Here is a 24,860-nt window from a genome sequence, read left to right as displayed (position 1 = left end):
GACTTGTCCCGGCAATTTGACAGCCCTATTTTGTTTTACCAGTACAAACCCCGAATTTACGACTTTTCCAAACACAGAAAGAGAGCATGGGCAGCAAGCAAAGAATTACTTATAGCGATATCGCAAAGGCACTGGGCATATCCAAGATGACGGTCTCCTACAGCCTGCGCAATGATCCGCGCATTTCCGAAGCCACCCGGAAACGCGTTCAGCAAAAAGCCAAGGCAATGGGTTATCAGCCAGACCCCATGCTCTCGGCGCTCTCGAACTATCGCCATGAAACCAAGGAAAAAGCAGCGAAGGCCTCCTTGGCCTGGCTCAACTTCCATCGGCATCCGGACAAGCAACGGGAAAAAGAGGTCTTCAACCTATACTGGAAAGGCGCCTACGAAATGGCCCGCCAGCTGGGGTTCCATCTGGAGGAATTCAGGCTGAGCGAGCTCCCGCTGCATCGCATGCACGGCATCTTTAAAGCGCGCGGCATTCGCGGCCTGCTACTGACCCCGACGCCCCAGGACGAAGAACCCTCGGCCGCCGAGCTGGCAACCTTTCCCTGGAAGGATTATGCCCTGGTGCGGTTCGGCGAAAGCCTGCGGTCGCTGAAGGTGAACGTTGTCTCCGGCGCCCAGGTTTCCAACACCATCCTGGCCTTTGAGGAAATGCAGAAGAAAGGATATCGACGCATCGGCTATGCCGGCGAATATCGCCGCCAGCATCTTTTCAGCGCGGGATACCTATGGGCCCAGCAGGCCCTGCCCCGCTCCCGTCAGCTGGCGCCGCTCTTCCTGAACAACCAAGAGACCGGTCGGCATGGGCAGCTTGAAAAATGGTTGAAGCAACAGCGGCCCGACGCCCTCATCTGCGGCGCCCCATGCCTATTGAATATGCTGAAGGAGCTGGGTTATCGCATCCCGGCCGATCTCGGATTGGCCTCCATGAGCAAACAAGACAATCCCATCGATGCCGGCATCGACCAAAACCCCGTGGAGATCGGGCGCACAGCCATCCTGACGCTGGTCTCCCAACTCAACGAAAACAGTTATGGCATTCCCGCAACCCCGAGGGAGATCCTCGTTGAAGGCCGCTGGACGGAAGGCTCGATGCTGCCGAACCGTTTACTTCCGGATATCAAGCCCTGACAGGAAGAGTCATTCAAACGAAACGACGATCTTATCGAGGATCGGCTTCGAGATGTTCTCGGTGGTATCCGTCAGTTTGACTTCAAACTGGAAACCGTATCCTTCCGGCAGGTCGGACAAGTCCATCTGAGCCGCAGTTTTCGCAATCTGTTTTGCGAAGCCTTCGATATAGTCGTACTGCTCGGAAACCGTCTGCCAATCAGACCATTGGTCCACGTTCCCATCGTTGGACGTATCAACACCGACGCGCACCTGGACGGATTCCACCCACGGGCCGGGGCTAACGTAGTCGGTCTTCATCTGGGTGAGCAGATAGAACCGGCCCTCTGCAAAGAGGATTTCCGGATCGGGATGCCCCTTCCCGATGTTTCCGCAAAATTTAAACGGTTTGTTGATATCGTCGGCCGTGAACCAGGCCGCGCTCATGCTATCGCGTCCATGCCCACCGGCGGGGTCGAAATCCGCGAACAGATAGTATTGCCCGCCGATCGAAATCGCCGCCCAGTCGCCGTAGGCATTCTGTTCCGGCTCGTGGATTTCGTAGGTTCCGTACGCCCGTGTTTGACCTTTTTTGACCCGGTGTTGCGGAACATCTAGCGTGGCCGTCTTGCCCGGATAGTTTGCGGGATCCTCAGAGTGCCAGTGCGGATGAACATATTCGGCAAACCGGCCGGTGGGCTTCGTTCGTTCATCAACCGGCGGCCCGAGAATCTTGAAATCCCCAATCCCATCCGGACTGACCGCGTGAACCGCAAGCGGCGAATCCCACGCATGGGTCGATGCATCGATCGGGCTCCAGTCTTCGGCGATCACGTGGAAATTACCATCGAGGTCCCGAATAAACGCACAATCCGAACCGTGCGTCGGATCCTGAAATGCCATTCCCATATCCTTGCCCGGTTTGCCGTCGAACAGATCGTCATCGATGAAGAGGTGCGGATCCTGATCGTTCGGGAAGTCGTAGTAGAAATAGGCTTTGCCGTCGGCATACTCCGCCGTGGTCATCCATTTGCCTTTGGGATCGGTGATCGCTCCATGATACACCCAGTTCACCATATCCCGACTCTGCCAGGCATGATATCCCCCGTCGCCCGCAGCCACGCCCCCCGGCGCATCGAACTGGTTTTTATGCGGGGAGGTTTTCAGCTCAACATCAAACCCGTCCAACGTTGCCGGTTCGGCCTTGAACGTTCCATCCTTCTGGCTCTTATGTTTGCTGTAGCGCCCGAACATCCAGTAGTTCCCGTCGCCCATTTGCAGGGCAACCGGGGCGTCTCCCAGATTCCCGGGGCCAACGTTTGGAACCGGGTTCCAGTTCAGCCATTCGGGCGACTGCGAGATGCTGATCGTTTGCGCGGAACGCTTTTTGGGGTAGCGCTTCATCACGCTCAGAAACGTGGCTTCAACGTCCGTGGGAATGGCTTTTCCGGCTTCATAGGTCAGGTTCGACTGCGTTGCGGCATTTTCCTTCCAGTCCCCCTGCGATTCAATCGTCCACGTCTCTTGCGCCCATGTGCATCCGCACAGGGAGAGTGCCCCGAGCAACGACGTTCGTATACATGCTTTCATACATTCAGCTCCTAACGGTTAATGCCCATCTTAAGATTGCCCTGCACATTCTACCGAATCGCGTCTGCATGCAACTCATCCGTCCGCTTGCGCAGCTTCTTCAGCAGCTCGGCATGTTCCGGGTTGTTGACCAGGTTGTCCTGCTCGTACGGATCGGCCTTCAAATCGTAGAGTTCCTCGATCACAGGATCGTGCTCGAAGTAGATGAAATATTTGTAGCGCTCCGTCCGTACACCTCGCGAACGATAGGATCGGTTATTCGCGATGATCTCGCTGTTCAACCCAGGGATATCCTCATGTTTTTTCACACCTGCCGAATGAATCTCCTGCAGGAAAAGGTTTTCCATCAGAACCGCATCGCGCCATTGGGCCATATCCTGGGAGCCTGCCAGTATCCCGCACAAGTCGCGCCCCCTCATGCTTTCCGGAACCTTTTCACCGGCAAGGGAAAGGATGGTGGGCGCCACATCGGCAGAGGAAACCATCGCATCCTCCCTGCGTCCCCGACTCTTCTTATCGACTCTTCCATCGAATACAATCAATGGCGCCTTCATGGATTCGTCGTAAAGGATCGCCTTGTCATAAAGCCCCTGCGAACCATGGAAGCGGCCATTGTCGCTGGTGTAGATCACAATGGTGTTGTCCAGCACGTCCATCTCCTCCAGCTTCGCCATCAACCGCCCGACCTGCGTATCGACGGTGTAGCCTTGTGTTGCGAAACGACGCGCGAGCTTTTGATACAGCTCGGGTGTTGAGGTTCGCGCGACATGCAGGTAGGTGCCCCGGCAATGGTCGAGCACCTTCGGCAACCGTTCATTCCTACCCTCCACCCAGTTTTCAGGAACCCACATTTGCTTGTCCTTAAAAATCTCCACATGCGGTGCATACATGTCTTGGTCCCGATCGTTTTTCACCGCATCGAAGCTGATCGAGAGACAGAAAGGCTGCCCCTCCGGTTGGGTTTCAAGGAAACGAATCATCGCGTCCCCCTTCTTCAACGTTCGCTCTTCCCGCGGGCGGTCACGACGATAAATGTGATTCAAGCCCGGATCATCCTCCGGCCAACGCGTCCCTCCGACGACGAAGAAATCGAAGTGCTCGCGGGCTGTATTCGACCAATTTTCCAAGCGGATCCCGAATTTCCCAACAAAGCCGGTGCGGTAGCCCGACGCTCTCAGCCTGGCCGGATAGCTGTCGGAAAACTCCGCTACCGACAGTGTCCGGTTGTAGGGATAGGTAAACCCGGATTGGTGATCCGAAAAGTAGCGCCCGGTAAATATCGTAGCGCGGCTCGGCATGCAGATCGCGACCGCATAATAGGCATTATCAAAAATAACCCCCTGGGTGGCGAGCTTGTCGATATTTGGAGTTATGACGTCGGTCCGGCCGTAGCAACCGAGCGTATCCCAGCGCTGGTCGTCGGTCATCAGGAAGACAATGTTCGGTCTATTCTCCGAACCGGCATGGCTGGCAAGGGGAGCCGCCAAGGCAAATACCACCAGCATGGCAAACGGTTTCAGGGGGAAAGGGCTTTGTTTCATCGGTTTCTCCTCAACTGCTTTTTCGTTCAATCAGTCCGTCACTTATTGGCTTGAAGGACCACGCAGTCGAGGCCGAAGAAAGTCCCGATGCTTTTCGGATTTTTACCGCTCACCTCCACGCGCAGGAGATAGGCGCCATCGACCGGGTCAAACGCTCCCAGCCCGATCGCGCCGGACGGAACCGGCTTGGGGGCATAGAGGTCGACCTCCGCCCCGGCAGGCTTTCCGTTCACCGAAAAACGCACAATACCGAAGTCCCGCGATTTCGTGGCGTGCAGCACGAGCTTTTCCGCCACCGGACTCGATGCCGGAATGCGAACCTCGACCACGTTGCCAACCTGCGCACCTTTGAATAGAACATGATCGGTTTCGTTCCAGTTTCCTTTATAGCTTTTCAGTTTTTGCGACTTTCTTACCAGTCCTTTCGGACCGGATACGATCGACATCTCTTCAAACTCGACAGCTCCCTTCAATGTATCAGCCGAGGTTTCAGGTGCGTCACCCTCCATGTTTGGTAGCGGCGGCACGTTGAGCACCTCTTCCGGTTCCGGTTTGCGGTTCGAGGTCGTGTCCGCAAAACCATACCAATACGCCCCGACGCCATAGCCCATATCGCAATCCGTCCAGGACCAGACTTCCATATCAAGCTGAAGCGAACTCCCGAAAGGCATGGTGTCCAACGAGCGACTCCGGGTCTCTACACTATAGCCCATAGAATTCCGTTCACTTTCGTCCGTTTTACGGTTCAGCTTGTTATATTTATACGACATGGGCTGTGCGTGGAACGGGTGCTCATAAAAATCCGTGCTCTGCCCACCCCATGAATAGGCATAATAGTCCTCCGTTCCCGTACCGAACATGGATGGAAAGTCTTCCCCATCAACCCAAATTTTTTCATCCCCCTCGCCCCACCATTTTTCGACCGGGTTCATGATGGTCAGCGTGTCGCCCACATAAACGCCGCGTCCTTTGAGGTGAACATAGTTCCAATCTGAATACGGACGTGTCGGAACCGGATATTGTCCGCGCCATCCGGCGTGGAAATACATGGAATGGTCATCCCAGATCCAATCGCCCGTTTTAACTTCCAGCTCGGCATCCACCGGCTCACCGCTGAGGTTCTGTAGGGTTACTTTACCCCCTTCTTTGTATGGCATGACCCAGCGGCAACTCATGGTTCCATCTTCTGCAACCGTACGATACCAACCCTGCACAGGATTCAGGCCGATTCCCGAACCGAAAAAATCGCCGATCGGGCACCAGACCGTTTCCTTGCCGTCAAATTCCATTTTAAGAATAACCTGGCGCGTGACATCCGCATTTTCATAACTACCGAGTTTTACTGAAATTTCGCGTACAGCAGTCTCACCAGCCGGAAGTTCAATCGATTGTTCTTCCTTGTTGCCCAGCTTCGCTTTGAAGCTGAGCGGATCACCTGCTCCGGAAGCGACCGGATTCAAAAGCGCCTTGCCTGTAGTTTCAGTCAAGGCCTGAGCAGCTTCAAAATCTTCCATCGTAAAGGTTTTGATCGGCGTACCTTCATCATATTCACGGAACGTACAGATAAAGAAAAACGGCATTTTATCTGTGGTAACCTTACAGCTTTTCGCATAGGGAATCGGAAAAAAGTTTACCGACGAGCGCAGGGACGGATGGGCAAAGGGATATGGGATAACGCCCGTTCCATCAAACATACCCAGCATATTACCCTCAAGCGCCGGTGTATCGGAACCATCCAGGTAGATCTTCATATTAATGTCGGTACCGCCGTTTTTGGGATTCCGCCAAGGCATCCACGTACGCACGATGGCCCCGGGACCTTCATGATCCATCAGGACCCATTCTTTTTGCCCGTTGTTTTCTTCAATACGAATAAAACTGTCATGTTTGTCGCTCGTATTGTTGTCCTTATTGTTAAACCAGCCCTCAGGCTCATCCGGAGTTTTAGATGCCCGGTTATAGCTGCTGTGCTGCTTAAGTCGAAAATCCGCTGCAGGATAACGGGCGACCGAATCACGGTCGATCATTTCCGTCAACAGGGATTCAATCGTAACGGGTTCATTGGCCTGAACAGCAACAGCGGACAACACCGTCCAGGCACACAACAGGCTTAGGGTTTTCGATCGTTTATTCATCATTCATTTCCTTTTTTAATATCTGCGGCTTTATAGTGCTGACTGTCCTTGAGCCAGTCGTAGTCGGCGTATTGAATGTTTTTACCGCCCGTCCACAGCGGAGGCTGTTTGTCCTTATCCCATTCCAACCAGCGGGCCTTCATTGCCTGTGCTTTTTCCGGATAACTTGCCGCGATGTTTTTAGTCTCACCCAGGTCGTCCTTCAAATTATACAGCTCCAGCTTTCCCTTCATTCCAATGATCAATTTAAAGTCCCCTTCACGGATAACGCCTACCGGAGCTATGCTGCGGGCGGTGTGCCAATACAGCACATCGTGCGGTGCTTCAGTTGACTGCTGGGTCATGTACGGCCGAATATCTTTCCCGTGCAGACCTTCCGCTATCGGATCACCGCCGGCCATGGCAACGGAGGTTGCCGTGATATCCAGAGAGGTGACCGGTGCGTCGAGCACTTTTCCTGATGGAGTTTTACCGGGCCACTTCACGAACATGGGTACGCGCAATCCCCCCTCATAAGCGCTACCTTTCGCTCCGTTCAAGGGTCGGTTATCACTCGTACGCTTCATCCCTCCATTATCACTCAGAAACCAAACCACCGTATTCTCCGCAAGCCCCAGCGCATCGAGTTTAGCCAACAGTTGCCCGATGCCCGCATCCATTTCATAGACCATCGCGCCATAGATGGAGCGGGCCGCCGGCTTCACGCCGGGCACCTTGGTCATCTGATCCGCAGGAAACTTGGCAATCGTCTCCTCCGGGGCCTCCAGATCGAGATGCGGAGCGTTGTAGGACATAAACAGGAAAAACGGTTTGTCGGCGTTCTTTTCCAGGAAGCGAATGCCCGCATCCGTCAGTTCCCGGGTCAGGTATTGATCCCATTCCACCGGCTCCCGATTGTGGATCACCGGCAGGGTATGCTGCATATACTTCATACTCAGCGGGCGTTTGATCGGCGTAAAGCGGCCGTTATAGGAAGGATGGTCGAGCGGGAAATACATCAGTCCTCCGCCCAGAAAACCGAACCAGTCATCAAAGCCCATGGCATTGGGATGCTGATCATCGGTGGTGCCCATGTGCCACTTGCCCACCCCGCCGGTGGTGTATCCCTGCTTTTGCAGCAGACTGGCGATCGTCTCGATTTTCGGCAAACCCTGATTCGGATCAAACGGTGCCGACACATTTTCATAATACCCAAATTTGGATTGGTGTTTCCCGGTAAGAAAACCGGCCCGCGACGGACCGCACATCGGCCAGGTCACATAGCCGGAGGTAAAGCGCACACCCTCGCCGGCCAGTTTATCCAAATGCGGCGTCGGGATATCTTTGCAGCCATAGCAGCCCAAATCGTTGTATCCCAGATCATCCGCCATGATGACGATGACATTGGGAGCTCCCGCGCAAGCAACCCCCGCAATCCCCACAGACAGCACGACGACGCCTATGTTTTTTTTGATCAACCGCATTCCAATCCATCCTTAGTTTTTTGAAGGTGCGAAACCATGGCGCACCAGGAACCCGATGCCCTGCTCCATGGTCTTGTTGAATGCTTCGTCTCCGTTTTTCTTGCGGAAGAACGCCCCGTTGAAAAAGCCGTGGCCCTTGCCCTCGAAGGGAACGAGCCGGCATTCGTTCCCGGCCTCTTTCATGAGGCGGTCGAAGCGCTCGGCGTTTTCGAACGGAACCGTCGTATCCGCCGTGCCATGGAACAGCAGCGTCGGAACAATGCCGGGCGTCACATGGTGCGTGAGCGACAAATCCGTTTGCTGCTCCGGTTTAAAGTTTTTTGCGCCATAACCTTTATCCGTCGTATCCAGCACCGGATTATAAAGAATCATCAGGTTGGGCTTCGAGCTGACCTCCAGGTTGTCGCCCGCCTCCTCGCATCCATCGATCACTCCCGTGCAACCGGCAATATGGCCGCCCGCCGAACCACCGGACGCAACGATGCGGTTGGGATCAACGCCCAGCTCGGCCGCATGTTCCCGGATCCACCGGACGGCGGACTTGGCATCCTTGACGCATTCGAACGGGGTGGTCTTGTTGCGGCTCTTCACACGGTAGTCCGCGGAAAAGCAAACCAACCCCTCGTCCGCAAACGCGCGCGCCTGCTGGTAAAACTGTTTCGGATCCCCTCCACTCCAACCGCCGCCGAAAAAGAAGACGATCGCCGGACGCTTGTCGGCGGCCTTGACTCCTTCCGGCTCAAAAACGTGCATCTTGAGTTCAATGCCATCGATCTCTTTGTAGGCCACTTCCCGATCCGGCGTCATCCCATCACCCAATGCCAAAAACGGGCATGCCACCAACAGCCATGTCATCTTCGATAATTTCATACTCCCCAACACCTCATTCCTCGGTCATCCACCGTAGCTCGCATATCCGATGCGAGTTTCCCGACGAAACGGACGCGGATCGGATATCCACGCTACTTCCAAAGTACGATTTCATCGACATCATTCCGCTGAGCCGCCCCGTCGGTGCTGCGGCCGCGCTTCACATCGGCTTCCAGTTGCCTATATAAACGTTCCACAACCTCCGGATGTGACGCGTAGAGGTTGGTTGTTTCGCCGGGATCGGCCTCCATGTCGTAGAGCTGGGCTTTCAGCGCATCGGCTGGAGCTTCCTCTTCCGTGGGCGATGTCCAGCCGCCGGAAGCCTTGGCGAGCAGCAGTTTCCATCGGTCCATGCGATAAGCGAAGTGGCCACTGAAGGAATGGTGCACCACCCCGGCGCGGGAGGAGACGATTGCCTTGCCCGACAAGGCCGGCAGGAAACTGACGCTGTCTTCACCGGCCGTTGCCGGCATGGGAGCGCCCGTCAGCTCCGCGCACGTAGCCATCAGGTCGTTCAGGGAAATCAACTGATCGCACATTGAGCCGGCTTTAACTTTTGCCGGCCAGCGCACAAGGAACGGAACGCGATGGCCGCCCTCCCACAGATCGCCTTTTGAGCCGCGATAGATTCCACTGAAGTGGTGCCCCTGTTCGAGGAGCTTAGCCGTACCGCACCATTTCGAGCAACCGTTGTCGCTGGTGACCACCACGATGGTGTTTTCCCCCAGCCCGGCAGCATCCAGCGCATCGACGATTTCGCCGATGATGGCATCGGTGTGCATCACGAAATCGCCGTAGTCGCCAATACCGCTTTTGCCTTTCCATTCGTCCGTCGGCACCAGCGGCGTGTGCGGCGAGGTCAGGGAGCAGTAGATGAAGAAGGGCGTGGAGGCGTCCTGCCGTTGGATGTATTCGATGGTTTTCCGCGTCAGGATCGGCAGCGTCTGCACGTCGTCGAAATTCTTTTCCTTCGGCCCCTTGCGGCCTTTCTTGTGCATCACGATTTCATCGCCGACAACGCGGTTGTTCTCGATGTAGACATACGGCGGAATATTCAACGAGGCCGAGATTCCGTAGAAATAGTCAAAGCCCAGATCGACCGGCCCGCCCGCGATGGCGCCTTTCCAGTCCACGTTGGTAAGGCCTTCGGTATCCATTGCCTCGCCCCCGATGGTCGGCAGCCCCAGCCCCAGGTGCCACTTGCCGATGCAGGCGGTGCGGTAGCCCTGTTCCTTCAAGAGTCCGGCCACGGTCAATCGATCCGGCGTGATCAGCGGTTGATCAAACCCCATCAACACCTGGGCCTGCAGCTCCGTTCGCCAGTTGTAACGCCCGGTCAGAATGCTGTAGCGCGTCGGGGTGCAGACCGATGAGCTGGTGTGGGCATCCGTAAAGGTCATCCCCTCGCGGGCCAACCGGTCCATGTGCGGCGTGTTGATTTTTCCGAGTTCCGGATTCAGGCACGACACGTCGCCATAGCCCAGATCGTCGGCCAGGATATAGAGGATGTTCGGTTTTTCGTTCGCCGCCAAAGCCAGGCCGGCCGCTCCGAGCCACCCGATGGCAAGTGCTGTTTTCAGTACGTTCATAGGTTCATTCTTCCTAAGGTTCGAAACGATCCGTCCGGAACGGGTAGGCCGGCAGGCCCGCACCGTTCACGAGATTGACTTCGGGTTTTCCCGCAAAGGCATATCGAACATGCAACGGCTTCTTCAGACCGGCCGACTCGAGCACAACGGTTTGCCCGTTGATGGCCGCAGTGGCAGGAACCCATTTCCCGGAATCATCCGTCAGCCAGAATCCTTTCGGCCTTTCGCCGTCCGTGGTTTTCAGTTCCTCGGCATGGTCAAACGAAAGCACCAGCGTTGTTCCTTTTCTTTCCAATCCGCGGAAAACGGGGCCCTGCGCTTCCACATCCATTCCCAGCGTATCGCGCTGCGCGAGCAAAGCCAGGCGCTGCCCGACCGGGAGTTTATCCTTGGGGTGCACGTTCTTGACATCGCCCAGATCGATCGTGTTGGCCACACCGACCCCCGGCAGGTCGAGCGCCTTCAGCTGCGACTCCCGCATCCACGCCCATGAATGGGCCACCGGGCTTTCCGGCCCCTCCTGCGGCCCGGTCGGCAGTTGCTTATAATATCCCGGCAGCATGACCACCAGGAAATGAAACTCATCCTGCCCCCATTCCGAGCGCAGGCGCTTCATCCATTGCTGCAGGGTATCGGCATAGTTGAGCATGCCGGAGTTGCGGGAAAACCAGGGTTCGTCAATCATGCCAAACATCGACTGCGTATTGCGCTCGCCCTGGTACCACACCAGCCCGCGGCAGGCGTACGGTGCCAGCGGATGCATCATGGCGTTATAAAGAATGTTCGATTGGCGCCGCAGAAAAACATCGTCCTGCTTGCTCCAGGGTTTGGGTCCGTCGAGGATGGCCTGAATCTTATCGCGCGTTGCGGTGTCGGCATCGAACTCCGCCATCATCGTCTTGAAGTGCGGCACGGTTTCGGTCATATCGCGCGGCATCCAGGCCTCGATCGACGAGCTGCCCCAGCAGGTCAGGACAATACCCACCGGCACCTCGGCGGCCTGCTCCAGGAAATAGGCGAAGGAAAACGCCACGGCGCTGTTGGGATGCCGCACGACCCACCCGCCTTCGCAGGAATCCTGCCCGGTCAAGGCGACGGTTCGCTTCACCTCGAAACAACGGATGTTTTCCGCCGTGGTTTCCAGCGCCTTGATCTCCGGCACGGAGGCCACCGGGAACTGCATGTTGGATTGCCCGGAACAGATCCACACCTCCCCCACCACCACATTGGAATAGGCGATCGTTGGATGATTGGAACAGGAAATTTCCATCGTCCGGGGCTTGGTCGATGCGGAAAGGGGTTCCAGGGCCACGTTCCATGTTCCGCCGGAGTCGGCCTTCCCCTGTTTGATCTGGCCGGCAAACCCCACCGTAACCGTTGCCCCGGGATCGGCGGTGCCCCAAACCGGAACCGGCCTATCGCGCTGCAGCACCATGTGGTCGGTGAAGAGCGAGGCGGGTTGCAACGCGGCCTGCGCCGCGGCCGACACGAAGGCCGCCGCCACGATTCCTGCTTTCACTACATATCTGGTTCTCTTCTTCATGCATCTCTCCAAGCTAATTGATTCATCGTACCGTGCGAGGCAGACTACCGATGCAATAGTAAGATACGCAAGCACGCAGCGTCACCCGACCACGGCAAAGATTACCAAGTTAACCCTGCCCGCCCGTTCCCCGGGCCTTGCCCTTCTGACTCAAAACGGCCCGGCTGTAGAAATTGTCGTACGTCAAGAGTTCGCGCGGCGAATCGCAGGCAACCAACCGTCCGTTCTCCAACAGCGCAATCCGGTCGGCGTTTTCAACCGTTGAAATGCGATGCGCCACAATCAGGGTCGTGCGGCCTTTCATCAGTTCATCGAGGGCCGATTGGATCACCCGCTCCGATTCCATATCCAGCGCACTGGTTGCTTCGTCGAGGATCAATACCCGGGGGTCCCGCACAATCGCCCTGGCAATCGACAGCCGTTGCATCTGACCGCCCGACAGGCGGGCGCCGCCGACCCCCAGGACGGTATCCAGCCCGTCGGGCAGTTCCTCCACAAACCCACGGGCATGGGCTTTTTCCAAGGCCTGCAAAACCTGTTCCCGGCCTACGTCTTCGCTGCCGTAGGCAATGTTTTCAAAAACGGAGCCCGAAAAAAACACGGGATCCTGCGTCACCACCCCGACCTGCCTGCGGTAGCTGCGCAGATCCATGTTCTGCATATCCTGGCCATCCAGCCGAATCACGCCGGATTCCGGTCGGACGAAGCCCAGGAGCAAAGACAACAAGGTGGATTTCCCGCATCCGCTGGGGCCGACAATGGCCAGCGAGGTTCCGGCATCGATCCGCAGCGACAGATCGCGGAGCGCGGGCGCCTCCGCCCCGGGATAGGTGAAGCGGACCTGCTCCAGGCGGAAGTCGCCGCGCACCGATTCAAATGCCGGCTTGCCGCTGTTTTCCTCCAGATCGGGGGCACTGAGCACTTCGGCGATCGACCCGAGCGACTCGCGGATCTGCAGCAGCTGCGGCACAAAGGTGAGCAGGTTGGCCAGGCTGTTCGACAACGTTCCGAAGAACAGGTTGAACATCACCACATCGCCGACCGAGATGTGGCCCTTGAAGCACGCATACATGGCACCGCCCAGAAACAGCGCCTGCATAACGCCCATGACCACCCAGCTGATCGCCATGAAAAGCTGGGTCAGCTTATCAAAATCGACACCTCGCTCGAAGACGGAGTGAATCCCGCTCTCCACCGTCCGGAGCTGCTGCTCCTCCACCCCGTGGGCGCGGGTGATGGGCATCATGGTGACCATCTCGTTGAGGAACAGGCTCATGCCTTCCATGCTCTTGCGGTAGCGGTTGGCACTGACGTCGAGTCTTTTCCGGAAATGGCTGGAAACCAGCGCGCAGGCCGGAACCGTCAGAAAGAAAAAGACCAGCGCCTCCGGCTTCCGGACCAGGATCGAAACCGTTGCAATGAGCAGCGCCATGAAAAACCCGAACCCCTGCTCCACCACCAGCTTCGGCAGCTGTTCCACCAGTTCGATATCGCGGATCGCCTTGGAATGCAGGGCACCGATGCTGTTACGGCTGTGATAATGGAGCGAAAGCACCTGGAGCTGGCGGCAGATGCGGATGCGCAAGTCCCGCCCGATGCCCCGCGTGAGGTGCACCAGGTTGCCCATGTAGCACACGGCGGCCGGAATATTCTGCACAAACAGGAACACCGACAGGGCGGTATAGAGCACCAGCTTGCCCACATCCGGAACCTCCATGCCTCCGAGGTCGATAATCCTCCCCATCAGAACCGGCCCCAGCCAGACCGGCGCGCCCTTGAGCATGATCCAGAACAGCACCGCGCCGATGCGACGGCCCCGCCCCTCCGGCAGCTCGCGCAAAAGTCCATATTCCCGGCGATTCAAGAAAACCCCCTAGTTGACATCCAGCTCTACCTCGATGCGGTAGAAGCAGCATCCCGGCAGGACAACGTCGGTAAAGGTGCCCGTGGCAAGGCCTCCGGCAATCCGGACGAACGGTTTGCCCAAACAATCGGTCCGATATACCGAAGCGTCAGCCCTCGCCATAGGTATCATCCGTTTTTTCCAGCCAGTCGGCAAACAGCTTGCGGTGGCGCTCCAGCTGCTGGGCATATTCAGGATTGTTGGCCAGGTTCTTGGTTTCGCCGGGATCGTTGGCCATGTCGAACAACTGCTCGCGGTTGTCGCCCTTGCTCCAGAGATGGTATTTGTATTTCGGCGTACGCAGTCCGCGCCCTTCGATGGTGTTGCTTTTTCCAATCCGGACCTCGGCCTCCGAAACCACGAATTCATGCGTCGGCGCCTTGCTGTTTTTATGGAGCACAAAGGGGAGCACGCTCTTCCCGTAATACGGTCCTTCCGGCATATCCACCCCAACCAGCTCGGAAATGGTCGCCATCAAATCGATGCCCACGGAAACCAACCGGTCATCCGTCTCGTTCTGCCGCCCCTTGCCGGGATAGCTGACGATGAACGGGACGCGGCAGGACTCTTCGTAGAGCACCGATTTCTGGTGCCAGCGGTGTGCGCCATAGCCGTCGCCGTGGTCGCTCGTAAAAATGATCACCGTATTGTCCGCCAGCCCGTTTTTTTCCAGTGATTGGAGAACTTCGCCGATATGGCCATCGACCAGTTCCACCAACCGGTTGTAGGCCCATCGGTATTGACGCCATTCGTCGGCCGTAAAATCCATGGCCATTCTTTGCGCGTTCGGGACCCCTTTATCCACCAGGCTGCGCCGGGTTACGACCGCTTCGGATTCATCGGGATTGATTTCATAGTTCTCCGGCAAAGGCGGGCAGTCCGCCAACGCCGGATCGGTTTCGACCTCGCCGTTTTTCATATCAATGCCTTCAGTGCGACCGGCCTTCTTCCGCCCCCACTCACAGATATCGTGCGGGTTGTAATAGGACACCACGGCAAAGAAAGGTTTTTTTCGATCTCCGGAAAGAAACTCGATCGCATTCTTCGTCATCGTTTTATCTTTGCCGCCCGTATGCAGATCAAACCCGTGGTTCGCATGATCCTTCGAGGAAAAGGTTTCATCCTGCACATGCCACTTCCCGAAGTAGGCCGTATCGTAGCCGGCGGTCCTGGCCTGATTGCCCAGCGAAATGGTCGGCTTGTGGTCTTTGTCGGCCAGATGGCGTTGGCAGGGAAGGCGTCCGGTATACATCGTGTAGCGCTCCGGCATGCAGACGGGATAGTTCACATAGGCATTGGGGAAACGGACGCCCCGCTTCGCAATGGAATCCATCGCCGGAGTCTTGACCCACTTCGACCCGGCGCAGCCCATCACATCGGCAAACTGCTGGTCGGTGGTGATGAACAGGATGTTGGGCCTGGTGCTCTTTGCGGCCTTCGCGCTTAAAGCTCCAGCGGCTACGGCCATGGTTGCCGTCTTTAAAAAATTGCGTCTTTCAAAACTTTTCATTTTTCTCGTTCTCCATTTTTTCGTCCGTAGCGCGGATATCCGATCCGCTCCCGCTGCATCGGGAAACTCGCATCAGATATGCGAGCTACTTTTTCTCCTGCAATTCAATCATTTTTTCCGCAAAGCGTTTTCCCAATTCCCGCTGGCTGGCGGAATCGAAGTGGGTGCCGTCCTGGGTCGTCAACCCTTCCGAAGAAGCAACGGCCGTGTTTGGAACCACCTCGGGAAGCTTGAGGAGGATGCCATTGATTGCGCGCGGCTCCTTGCCATCGCGATCATCCATCTCAACCAACCCGGCCACAAAGGGAAGCCCGGGATTCCCGAGCTCCTCACGCAGCGCGGCAATCAACGCCGCAAGCCGCTCCATATACTGGCTGGTTCGCTTGCCGTCCGACTCCCCCTGGTGCCAGAGGATGCCCTTGACCGTCCCGCTTTCCTGCGCAACCTTCAGACGGGCGAGCATATCGTCGTAAAGATGCTTCTTGCTCTTGGCATGTTCAACCCCCGGAACCCAGGCGGTGATGGAGGTTCCACCCACCGCACATGGAACCAGGCCGATCCTGGCCTCGGGATCGTGTTCCGCCATCGCAATCCCGAAGGCCCGGCCCGGCCCGACCCCCGCAATGGATTTATCGAAATGGATCGGATCCACGGCCGGCACCCACGCCTTCTCCTTGTTCAGGGTGAACACCTGCGGATGGGGCTTGCGATCCTGCTCCTCGACCTTTCCGCGCCCGGCCATGTTGGATTGGCCGATCAGCAGATAGAGGTCCATGGTTTTCCGCTCTCCCCCGTGGGTTGCCAATGCCCAAACCACGACATGGCACAACGTCGTTCCTATCCATCTGTTCATCTTGTTCCTCAATAAATAAAAGTGATCATTGGCGATCGAAGTAATCGATGAGCGCATAGACCTGCGTGTTGAGTTCTTTCATTTTCGTCAATAAAGGTTCATACGGTTCATAGTCGTTATTCACGATCCCCTTATTCGCATTCAGGTTGGATGCATCCACTTTCGTGTTCCCGGGGTCATTATCCTGATACCGGAACCAGTGCCAACCGATGCAGACTTTGGATTCAAGCAGGTCCAGTGCAAAATTCTGGTAGAACAGGCCCCGATCCTCCTGCGTCGGCACGCACCACCCGGCGCCGGACTCATTCGACAAACCGTCCACATCCATTCCTTTGGCGTAGAATTCGGTCACCAGCAAAGGCTTCCCGATGGATTCCGCCAAATCCGCGGCTTTCCATGCGGGCGACCATTTTCCATAGAGGTTGTAGGCAAACGCATCGACATATTTTCCAATGGTGCCCATCGAAGCATTCCGGGAGTAGAGACGGGGGCCGAGCAACATGTGGTTTGGATCCACCTTACGGATCGCCCGGGCAATGGTGCCCATGTATTTTTCCATGACGAGGTCATCGAACGCGTCCCGCTCGGCCGCCTTGAGATCGCCAATTGCGGCCCCCTTTCCCTTGCGGGATTCCATAAAGTTGCGGGCCGCCAGATAACCGGCATCCCCCTTCGGCAGTTCCAGGAAGCGCTCGATCATGCCCGGCTTCAGCGGAAGCTCATTGTCAAAAAAATGCCCCACCAGGCAGGGATCGTCCTTAAACCCGGCCACCTTCATTTTTGCATGGCGTTCACAAAAGCTTTCCCAATCCGGATCGAACACCGGAATGCAGTCCGCCGGATAATCAACATGCCCCGACCCCAGCTTGGTACGCCCCCGGGCAAACGTGGACATGAACTTCCAGTTTACGCAATAGTTGATGCGGTTCTTTGCTTCTCTCAACTGCTCATCGTCGGACCAGGCTCCCGTGCCGTTGAATCCATTCTCCCGAAGCAGCTCAACCGTTTTGTTCGCCCACTTTTTTTCCGAACCGAATGCACGAGGGAACGCCTTCTTCTGCGATGGGCCGCTTCCCATATTCACGGACACGACCGAAACATTGATATTCAGATAGCCCTCGGGATCGACCAGCCACCAACGACCGTCTTTCTCGACCGCATGGAAAAAACCCGTCTTCTTCTGCCGACAATCCATCCGGCTTCCGAATGCATTGGTCTTTATCCGCTTCGGTTTAAAGCGGTTCAGCGATTCAACCGTCCGAGTTTCCTCCAGCTTCCAGCCCAGCCCGGGATCGCGTTTGGCTTTCACCCGCAGGGTATCTGCCGATGAAACCGAGACGCCAGCCAGCACATACGCCAGGCCCGCTAAAATGAGACGCTTAATTTTCATATTTATAACTGCTCAGGTCGATCATGTGCCAACGGCACTACACAACTTAGCCTTGGACGCAGTCCAAGGTTGACGAAACCCCATTCTATTTGCCCTGAAGGGGCAACACAATCCGCGATGAAAACAGCTGTTTGTGTTGCCCCTTCAGGGCAAGAAACGCGGCCTTCTCTCAGCCCCATGGCTTTGCCATGGGCTAAATTGTATTGTGCTTTCAGCACATTCCCTGCCTCTGTGTGCCTATCTGCGAAGATCCCCATATTTATTGCAGCCAGTCCGGCACACCTTTTGTTTTAAAATCATCAACGCATCGGTCATAGCTATCCGTCGGGTAGTCCGCAGTTGCATCGGCAGCGGCTTCGTTACTCAGCAGCCACTCCCGTTGAGCTTTCAGCACATCGGCAAACTCGGGGTTTGATGCAAGGTTCTTGTGCTCGCCGGGATCCTTGCGATGATCGTACAGTTCTTCGGTTCCGTCGCGATAGCGAATGTAGCGCCAGTCCCGGCTCCGGACGGCATGGTTTCCGTTATAGCGGGTGGTTACCACCGGAGCCCCCCGTTCGGCCTCGTCATTCTTCAGCATCGGCACAAGGCTTACGCCATCAAGATCCTGTCCAGGCAGTCCGCAGAGTTCGCTGAGGGTCGGGAAAATATCGAGCAGGCTCACCGGCTGGTTCCGGAGCTCGCCGTTCGAGGGCATGCCCGGCACCGAGAAAAACAGCGGCACCCGGGTGGACTCCTCCCACAAGGCCTGTTTTCGCCAATGCCGTTTCTCGCCCAGATGCTGCCCATGATCCGACCACAGAACAACGATCGTATGGTCGGCATACTTGCTCTCATCGAGCGCGTCGAGCACCCTGCCGATCTGGTCATCGACGAAGGTGGTACAGGCGAGATAGGCCCGGACGAGCTCCTTCCAATAGGTCGGGCTGATATCGAGGACTTCCTTATGGTCGCCCTTCGGCAGTGTTCCGTAAATCATGGCCTTGCCGTACAGCGGAATATCGTTGAACTCATCGGCGGGCACCTCGGGAACCTTGATCGACTCCAGCGGATAGCGCTCGAAATATTTCTTCGGAGCCGTGTACGGATTGTGTGGACGCAAAAAACCCACCGCCATGAAAAAGGGCTTTTCATGCTTTTGGCCCAGCTGCCCGATGGCCCAGTCCGCAATCTGCTCGTCGGGCATGCCTTTCTTCGGCATCTCATCTTTTTCCAGCGCCGCCCAGCAGAGGGTGTCGCCTTTAACCCGGCCTCCATGGGCCTGATAGATGGCTCCGCCGTCCGGCGGGAAAGGATTGAAGTGGCTGTTGCGATACCACGGAGCGCCTTTTCTGAACCCATAGTTGCTCGACAGCGTTTCATCCCACAGCGGATAGTCAAAATCCTTCACGCCCTTATGATAAATCTTACCGGCCGCCATGGTCGCGTATCCATTGTCCCTGAAAAGGGTCGGTAGCGGTTTCCGCCCCGCCAGCACGGCGTCGTATTCCTCTGCGTTATTCGGCGTGCTGTTTACCCACCCGGACGTGGTCGGTGCCAATCCACTGAGCAGCGATTGCCTCGATGTTGTGCAGACCGGCGCCGCGCAGTGTGCATTGGTGAAATAGACGCCCCGTTTCGCGAGGCGATCGAGGTTGGGCGTGTAGGCCTGCGGATGTCCCTCCAGCAATCCCGTCCAGTCGTTGAGGTCGTCCACCGCAATGAACAGCACGTTCATCCTGTCTTTCGCGGCGGATGCCTGTGCCGCCGCGCCAATGAGCAACGAAAAGAGCAGTATTCGAATAGTGTTTTTAGATTTCATGACTTCGTTCCTACCTGTAGCCGCGATCCATGATCGCGGAAGCGGGGTCACGGCCCCGCCCTACACATCACCGTACGATTGTCCAACCATTGGAATTACCGGATGTTAAATCCGCCGGTCAGCTTTATGCCTTCCGGTGCCGAGGAGGTGCCCACTTTAACCTCGAACCGACCGGGTTCGACGACCCATTCATTTTCACGATTCAGCATTTTAAGATCGCGCTTCGGTTCGAGCTTGAACGTGACGGTCTTGGTTTCGCCGGGCTTGAGCGGAACGCGCTCAAAGCCGCGGAGCACCTGATCGAACGGGGCGACGGAAGCAACCTCGTCCGTGATGTAGAGCTGCACCACTTCGTCGCCGTCCACTTTCCCGACATTGGAAACATCGCAACTGACAGTGATTGTTTCCCCTTCGGCGATTTTCAAGTTGCTGTATTCAAAGGAGGTGTAGCTCAGGCCATGGCCGAAATGGTAGAGCGGATCGACGGCACGGGTGGCGCCCCATCCGTTTTCATCGGCCGATTTATTCTGGGCGCCCCAGGCCCCTTTCCGGTGGGGAATGCAAAGCGGAATCTGGCCGGCGGTCTGCGGGAACGTCAACGGAAGCCTGCCTCCGGGATTGTTGTCGCCGAACAGGGTTTCCGCCACGGCCTGGCCCACCTTTTCCCCGCCATGCCAGCAGACCAGGATGCCGGGCACCTGCTGCTTGATCCAGTTGATCGATGCCGCGCGGCCTGCCATCAAGACCACCACCACCGGCTTGCCGGTCTTCACCATTTCCTGCGCGAGCAGGGTTTGATATCCGGGGAGATCCAACGATGTGCGGGAAAGCGATTCCCCGATCGTATTGTGGTCGTCGCCCAGCACGACCACCAGGGCATCGGCCTGTTTTGCCAGGCTCACGGCTTCATCGAGGCCCGCCTGCTCCTCCGCATTGGGCGGCATGGGAATCAAGTCCGACCCCGGGAAGCGGGCATCCTTGAAGTCAACCCCTTTCGCATGCAGCACCTGCACCCGGTCGCCCACCAGCGCCTTGATCCCGGCCAACGGCGTAATCACATCCGAGGTTCCCGGGCCGTAGCGGCTGATCATCGGGTGGAAATCGTCCGCACCGGGGCCGGTCACCAGCAGGGTTCCGATCTTTTCCGGATCCAGCGGCAACACGTTCCCCTCGTTCTTCAGCAAGACCATCGCCTTGCGCGCCGCCTCCAGCGTCGCGGCTTCGTGCGAGGCCTGGTGAACGATGGACGGGGCCGCCGCCGGATCAACGAACGGGGCATCGAACAGGCCGAGCTGGAATTTATACCGCAGCACATCGCCCACCCGCGAATTGATGGTTTCCTCGCTGATGCGCCCTTCCACGACCAGTTCCCGAAGCGGTTCCACGAAATGCTCCATCGACCGGAAATTGGTGCGCACATTCAGCCCGGCATTGACCGCCTGCACAATCGCGTCCTTGAAATCCACGGCGACGCCATGTTGCTTGTAGAGCCGCTCAACCGCACCGCTGTCGGAAACGACGTAGCCCTCGAAGCCATACTCGTTGCGCAGCAGCTCCGTCAGGAAGTAGGGGCTGCCCGTCACCGGAATGCCGTCATAGGTGTTGTATGAACTCATCGTGCACATCGGCGAAGCTTCGGTGAACACCTTCTGGAAAGGATGCAGCAGGATTTCCTGCAGGTCGCGGAACGGGATCTGCGGGTCGGTGCGGCCACGGGCATCGCGCCCGCCGTTCGGATTGCTGTAGGCCGCGAAATGCTTCGGGGTCGAGGCCATCCCCTGCGACTGGATGCCCAGCACCTGCTGTTTGCCCAGCTCGCCGACCAGATACGGCGACTCGCCATAACACTCCACCGTGCGCCCCCAGCGCGGATCGCGCACGGTATCGAGGATCGGCGAATAGACATTGGTGTAGCCCAGCGCCTTGCCCTCCTTGCCGGTAATTTCGCCAATGCGGCGCACCAGTTCCTTGTCGAAGGTGGCGCCGATGCCGAGCTGGCTCGGGAAGTTGCTGGCGCGCCAGTGGGCCAGGCCGCGAATGCCTTCGTTGGTGAAATCCACCGGAATGCCCAGCCGGGTTTCCTCGATGAACCAGCGTTGGATTTCGTTGAGCAACTCGCCGTGCTCCACATGCCCGGTCAGCTCGTTCGCCCCGCGCACGCCGTTGCAATGTTCATCGATGTTGGCGACGCCATCCTTCCAGACGCGGGTTTTCCACTCTGCCGTCGGATGGATCTGCTTCAACACGCGCTTGTAGCCATAGATGGTGCCCATCTGGCAGGTCTTTTCCTCCAGGTTCATGCGGCCCAGCAGATCGGCGACGCGCTCATCCACCGATAGCGTGGGATTTTCATACGGATCCATTTCCCCGTTCTTGTTCCGGTCGATCCACCCTTCGTGATAAATGCCCTCCGCTCCGGCGGACAAAGCCGCCGCGGCACAAACCAACACCAAACCTGTTTTCGTCATCCTGCTTCTTCCTTGTTTTCAATTGTAGCGCGGATATCCGTTCCGCGTTCCCGTGCGCGAAAACTCGCATCAGATATGCGAGCTACTTCGTGCCCATGGTTAATGATGTTTTTGGCAACTCGAAGGCGCCCACGTCTGCGCCCTCAGAATCAATGGCGGTCTTCAGCATATCCACCCCGCCGTTTCCAACGATTTTAAGCCCGGCATCCACACAGGGCGATCCCGACCGGAGCCGGTACCCCCCGAGCGCAGCCATGGTTTTCAGATCAATATCCGTTCCAACATCGCCCGGATTGATGAATCCGGGGTTCGCAACGATGGGAACCGTTTCCGAAGGATGCGGTTCGATATTAAAGTAGAGGTTGTTGCGGAAGACGGTGTTGATGCCTTCCGCGTGAACTCCCCATTTCCCCCGGCCTTCGAAATAGAAAATATTGTTTTCAAAGGTTGAATTCAGCGGGGTCCGCCCTTCCGCAAAGACCTCCACCTCCAACCCCCGCCGAACAAAGTGGGTGTTGTTGTAGATGTGTACATTTTCGGCCTGCTTGTTTCGATCGAACCCATAAAAGTAGATGCCCGCGCGATCGTTCTGGCTGAGGTTGTAACGGATGACCACGTTGCGGGTCGGCCTCTTCATGATCCCGCAGAACCACAGGTTGTCGTGGCTGTAGTTGTATTGGATAAAGGTGTTGATACAGTTGTAGTCCGCATCGAAGCCGCCGCGGTCCGACTCGCCGCCCCCGTCCTTGTTCTTGGTATCGCCCACATTTCCATAGGCCTCGTTGAACTGGATCCTGATGCCTTCGGTATTGAAGCAGAAGATGCTGTGCCCGGTATCGCGGCGGCTGCTGTTCGCCAGGATATTATGCTCATAGACCGCATCCTTGCTGACACGCGCAATGATGTTGTTCCGCCCGGTCGTATCCACCCGGTTGCCGGCCACATAGACGCGCGTCCAGAGGTTTTCACTCTCGAAACCGTCTTCAAGCAACTTGACCCCGCCGCAGGAGGAATCATTTCCAATCCCGACCCCGCCGATGTTTTCAATCCGGTTGTTCGTGATGCGCAGATCATCGAAGCTGGAGTTCTTGAGCTTTTTGATATGGACATGGATACCGCCACGTTTTTTGCCGGCCACCATGCCGTTCACATCGTGGATATGGCAGTCGTTAATGTAGACATTCCGGTAGGTGCCTTCCTCGCCCTCGGCCAGCACATAGATCCCGAACAGATCACCCTGATCCTTGTCCGATCCATCCGTATTGGTGATTTCCAATCCCTGGACTTCCCAGAAAGAGGGATTTTTCAGCAGCAGGCCGGCGATCTCTTTTCCCCTTGCATGGATTTGCGGGCGTTTACCGCGGCCATACGAATCAATACGAACAGGAGCCTCTTCCGATCCGTTTCCCAAGGGAGCAAGCATACCTGAAAACTGCATGCCACGTTTGAGGAGGATGGCATCGCCCGGCTGCATTTCAATCTGGCTGATGGCCTCGAACTTCCGCTGCGAATCCACATGGTAGTCCCGCGCAACAGCAGGCGAAGCGACCAACAGGAGCATTAGGACGGATAGCCACAAAAAGGCACAAGAAGCACAAAGACCTGTGCGACTTCTTTCTATGTGTTTCCTACGCCTTTTCGTGGCCATTTTTATTCCTGCTAGTATTTGTAGTCCGCGCCGTCGCGGCTGAGCTGGCAGCTCATTTCGATTTCGGCCAGCCTTTCGGAGAGCACCTTGAATTTTTCGGGCATGCTTTTAGAGAGGTCGGTGGTTTCCCCGGGATCTTTTTCCAGATCGAACAAGTAGGTTTTTCCGCCGCCCTTGTCGGCGGTGGTCATCAGCTTGAAGTTGCCGCTGATGAGGGCCTTGCCATCGGTGCCTTGGATCAGGCGGCGGTATCCGAAGTAAAGATCCTGCCCGCGCCCGGAAACCTCGCCACGGATCACCGGAAGGAGGTCGATGCCGTCGATCGGCAGGCTGGACTTCAGCTTATAGCCGGAAAGGTTTGCGATGGTTGGAACATAATCGACGGTCGAGCAGCGGACGTCCGAGACGGTGCCCGGCTTGATGGTGCCCGGCCATTCGGCGCAGGCCGGCACCAGTAGCCCCCCCTCGTACATCGTGTGCTTGTGCCCCTTAAAGGGGCCGGCGGAGGCAATGCCTTTCTTGGCCAGTCCGTCGGAGGGGCCGTTGTCGGAACAGAAGAACAGAACGGTGTTTTTCTCGATGCCCATTTTCCGCAGCTCGGCGCGCAACCGGCCGATCTGCTCATCCATCGCGGTGATGCAGCCGTAATAATTCTGCCGCGCATTCCCCCCCTTCGGATATAGTTTTTTATATTCCTCGCCGGCCACGCACGGCTCGTGCGGCGTATGGAACCAGACCGTGGCCAGGAAGGGCTGGCCTTTGTTCTTTTGGATGAACGGAAGCACCCGGTCCATGATGACGCGGCTGTCGTCGCCCTTCAGGTTTTCGCGGACTTCATCGCCGTTGTGGACATAGGGGAAGCCGCCTTTCCACGGTTGTCCGCCCAGATCGGTCTTGCCGGAACCAAACCCTTTCCAGCCCTTGGGCGTGATGCCCGGATCCCACGTCGGCACGGCGCTGGTGGTGGCGAACCATTCGTCGTAGCCATGCAGCGAAGGCGGCGAATAAAACCCACGGTCTCCGGAATCCTCCATGCGGACCCATCCGAGGTGCCACTTTCCGAAGAAGCCGGTGGCATAGCCCTGCTTCCGGAGCATTTCGGCCACGGTGGTTTCGCCGACCCGCATACCGGCGGTGTGGGCGGCCAGGATGCCGTAGCGGAAGGGATAGCGACCGGTCAGGCAGCTGCCGCGCGTGGGCGAACAGAGCGGCGCCGCGGCATAGAAGCGGTCGAAGCGAACCCCGCTTTTGGCCATGTCGTCGAGATGCGGCGTCTTCAGCTCCGGATGCCCATTGAACCCGACATCGCCCCACCCCTGGTCATCGCTCATGATCATGATGATGTTGGGCGTTTTCGGTGCCGCCAAGGAAAGCAGCGGCAGGCATAGCGCTCCGACCATGCATGCCATCGTTCGTTTGTTAAGTTGTTTCATCATTC

17 protein-coding genes are annotated in these 24,860 nt (G+C 57.1%); 1 reads left to right on the top strand and 16 read right to left on the bottom strand.

What is annotated here, in order from left to right:
- Positions 1-86 precede the first annotated feature (86 nt).
- A complete protein-coding gene (locus E9954_RS01595) occupies positions 87-1,139 on the top strand; it encodes a LacI family DNA-binding transcriptional regulator (protein ID WP_136077500.1) in 1,053 nt (350 codons plus the stop codon).
- 9 nt (positions 1,140-1,148) lie between these two features.
- Here E9954_RS01595 and E9954_RS01590 read toward each other — a convergent pair whose 3' ends face one another.
- The 16 genes from E9954_RS01590 to E9954_RS01520 form a co-directional block, all read right to left on the bottom strand.
- On the bottom strand, positions 1,149-2,708 hold the full coding sequence (locus tag E9954_RS01590; protein ID WP_136077499.1) for a glycoside hydrolase family protein: 1,560 nt from the start codon (positions 2,706-2,708) through the stop codon (positions 1,149-1,151).
- A gap of 50 nt (positions 2,709-2,758) precedes the next feature.
- Positions 2,759-4,249: a sulfatase-like hydrolase/transferase gene (locus E9954_RS01585; RefSeq protein ID WP_222847012.1), complete on the bottom strand. Its 1,491-nt coding sequence runs from the start codon at positions 4,247-4,249 to the stop codon at positions 2,759-2,761.
- Positions 4,250-4,287: 38 nt separating this feature from the next.
- Positions 4,288-6,387: a glycoside hydrolase family 172 protein gene (locus E9954_RS01580; RefSeq protein ID WP_222847011.1), complete on the bottom strand. Its 2,100-nt coding sequence runs from the start codon at positions 6,385-6,387 to the stop codon at positions 4,288-4,290.
- A complete protein-coding gene (locus tag E9954_RS01575; protein ID WP_136077498.1) occupies positions 6,384-7,847 on the bottom strand; it encodes a sulfatase in 1,464 nt (487 codons plus the stop codon). The genes E9954_RS01580 and E9954_RS01575 overlap by 4 nt, the downstream gene beginning before the upstream one ends.
- Before the next feature lie 12 nt (positions 7,848-7,859).
- The gene (locus tag E9954_RS01570) at positions 7,860-8,717 is read right to left on the bottom strand and encodes an alpha/beta hydrolase (RefSeq protein WP_136077497.1); all 858 of its coding nucleotides are present in this window, start codon (positions 8,715-8,717) and stop codon (positions 7,860-7,862) included.
- 92 nt (positions 8,718-8,809) lie between these two features.
- Complete coding sequence (locus E9954_RS01565; protein WP_136077496.1) at positions 8,810-10,306, bottom strand: sulfatase family protein; 1,497 nt, start codon at positions 10,304-10,306, stop codon at positions 8,810-8,812.
- Between the two features lie 13 nt (positions 10,307-10,319).
- The gene (locus tag E9954_RS01560; RefSeq protein WP_136077495.1) at positions 10,320-11,849 is read right to left on the bottom strand and encodes a sialate O-acetylesterase; all 1,530 of its coding nucleotides are present in this window, start codon (positions 11,847-11,849) and stop codon (positions 10,320-10,322) included.
- A 109-nt stretch (positions 11,850-11,958) separates the two neighbouring features.
- Positions 11,959-13,713 (bottom strand): ABC transporter ATP-binding protein, encoded by a 1,755-nt coding sequence (locus E9954_RS01555; protein ID WP_136077494.1) that lies wholly within the window; start codon positions 13,711-13,713, stop codon positions 11,959-11,961.
- A gap of 9 nt (positions 13,714-13,722) precedes the next feature.
- A complete protein-coding gene (locus E9954_RS32210; protein WP_168441886.1) occupies positions 13,723-13,875 on the bottom strand; it encodes a hypothetical protein in 153 nt (50 codons plus the stop codon).
- The gene (locus E9954_RS01550) at positions 13,862-15,262 is read right to left on the bottom strand and encodes a sulfatase family protein (protein ID WP_136080109.1); all 1,401 of its coding nucleotides are present in this window, start codon (positions 15,260-15,262) and stop codon (positions 13,862-13,864) included. The genes E9954_RS32210 and E9954_RS01550 overlap by 14 nt, the downstream gene beginning before the upstream one ends.
- An 85-nt stretch (positions 15,263-15,347) precedes the next feature.
- On the bottom strand, positions 15,348-16,115 hold the full coding sequence (locus E9954_RS01545) for a sialate O-acetylesterase (protein WP_222847010.1): 768 nt from the start codon (positions 16,113-16,115) through the stop codon (positions 15,348-15,350).
- A 25-nt stretch (positions 16,116-16,140) separates the two neighbouring features.
- On the bottom strand, positions 16,141-17,505 hold the full coding sequence (locus E9954_RS01540; RefSeq protein WP_136077493.1) for an agarase: 1,365 nt from the start codon (positions 17,503-17,505) through the stop codon (positions 16,141-16,143).
- Between the two features lie 259 nt (positions 17,506-17,764).
- Positions 17,765-19,306 carry a sulfatase gene (locus tag E9954_RS01535; RefSeq protein ID WP_136077492.1) on the bottom strand — a complete coding sequence of 514 codons (1,542 nt, stop codon included), beginning with the start codon at positions 19,304-19,306 and terminating at the stop codon, positions 17,765-17,767.
- Between the two features lie 95 nt (positions 19,307-19,401).
- The gene (locus E9954_RS01530) at positions 19,402-21,774 is read right to left on the bottom strand and encodes a glycoside hydrolase family 3 N-terminal domain-containing protein (protein WP_136077491.1); all 2,373 of its coding nucleotides are present in this window, start codon (positions 21,772-21,774) and stop codon (positions 19,402-19,404) included.
- Between the two features lie 82 nt (positions 21,775-21,856).
- A complete protein-coding gene (locus E9954_RS01525; protein WP_187357940.1) occupies positions 21,857-23,335 on the bottom strand; it encodes a right-handed parallel beta-helix repeat-containing protein in 1,479 nt (492 codons plus the stop codon).
- A gap of 98 nt (positions 23,336-23,433) precedes the next feature.
- Complete coding sequence (locus E9954_RS01520) at positions 23,434-24,858, bottom strand: sulfatase-like hydrolase/transferase (protein ID WP_222847009.1); 1,425 nt, start codon at positions 24,856-24,858, stop codon at positions 23,434-23,436.
- Positions 24,859-24,860 lie beyond the last annotated feature (2 nt).

The organism is Pontiella desulfatans (assembly GCF_900890425.1).
GTDB classification, from domain to species: Bacteria; Verrucomicrobiota; Kiritimatiellia; order Kiritimatiellales; family Pontiellaceae; genus Pontiella; species Pontiella desulfatans.
The sequence above is the reverse complement of the archived record's forward strand: the minus strand, read 5'-3'. Positions and strand labels throughout refer to the sequence as shown.

Coding starts and splice junctions, on each gene's coding strand:
- E9954_RS01595 (WP_136077500.1), top strand. CDS start 87: ATGGGCAGCAAGCAAAGAATTACTTATAGCGATATCGCAAAGGCACTG.
- E9954_RS01590 (WP_136077499.1), bottom strand. CDS start 2,708: ATGAAAGCATGTATACGAACGTCGTTGCTCGGGGCACTCTCCCTGTGC.
- E9954_RS01585 (WP_222847012.1), bottom strand. CDS start 4,249: ATGAAACAAAGCCCTTTCCCCCTGAAACCGTTTGCCATGCTGGTGGTA.
- E9954_RS01580 (WP_222847011.1), bottom strand. CDS start 6,387: ATGATGAATAAACGATCGAAAACCCTAAGCCTGTTGTGTGCCTGGACG.
- E9954_RS01575 (WP_136077498.1), bottom strand. CDS start 7,847: ATGCGGTTGATCAAAAAAAACATAGGCGTCGTCGTGCTGTCTGTGGGG.
- E9954_RS01570 (WP_136077497.1), bottom strand. CDS start 8,717: ATGAAATTATCGAAGATGACATGGCTGTTGGTGGCATGCCCGTTTTTG.
- E9954_RS01565 (WP_136077496.1), bottom strand. CDS start 10,306: ATGAACGTACTGAAAACAGCACTTGCCATCGGGTGGCTCGGAGCGGCC.
- E9954_RS01560 (WP_136077495.1), bottom strand. CDS start 11,849: ATGAAGAAGAGAACCAGATATGTAGTGAAAGCAGGAATCGTGGCGGCG.
- E9954_RS32210 (WP_168441886.1), bottom strand. CDS start 13,875: ATGGCGAGGGCTGACGCTTCGGTATATCGGACCGATTGTTTGGGCAAA.
- E9954_RS01550 (WP_136080109.1), bottom strand. CDS start 15,262: ATGAAAAGTTTTGAAAGACGCAATTTTTTAAAGACGGCAACCATGGCC.
- E9954_RS01545 (WP_222847010.1), bottom strand. CDS start 16,115: ATGAACAGATGGATAGGAACGACGTTGTGCCATGTCGTGGTTTGGGCA.
- E9954_RS01540 (WP_136077493.1), bottom strand. CDS start 17,505: ATGAAAATTAAGCGTCTCATTTTAGCGGGCCTGGCGTATGTGCTGGCT.
- E9954_RS01535 (WP_136077492.1), bottom strand. CDS start 19,306: ATGAAATCTAAAAACACTATTCGAATACTGCTCTTTTCGTTGCTCATT.
- E9954_RS01530 (WP_136077491.1), bottom strand. CDS start 21,774: ATGACGAAAACAGGTTTGGTGTTGGTTTGTGCCGCGGCGGCTTTGTCC.
- E9954_RS01525 (WP_187357940.1), bottom strand. CDS start 23,335: ATGCTCCTGTTGGTCGCTTCGCCTGCTGTTGCGCGGGACTACCATGTG.
- E9954_RS01520 (WP_222847009.1), bottom strand. CDS start 24,858: ATGATGAAACAACTTAACAAACGAACGATGGCATGCATGGTCGGAGCG.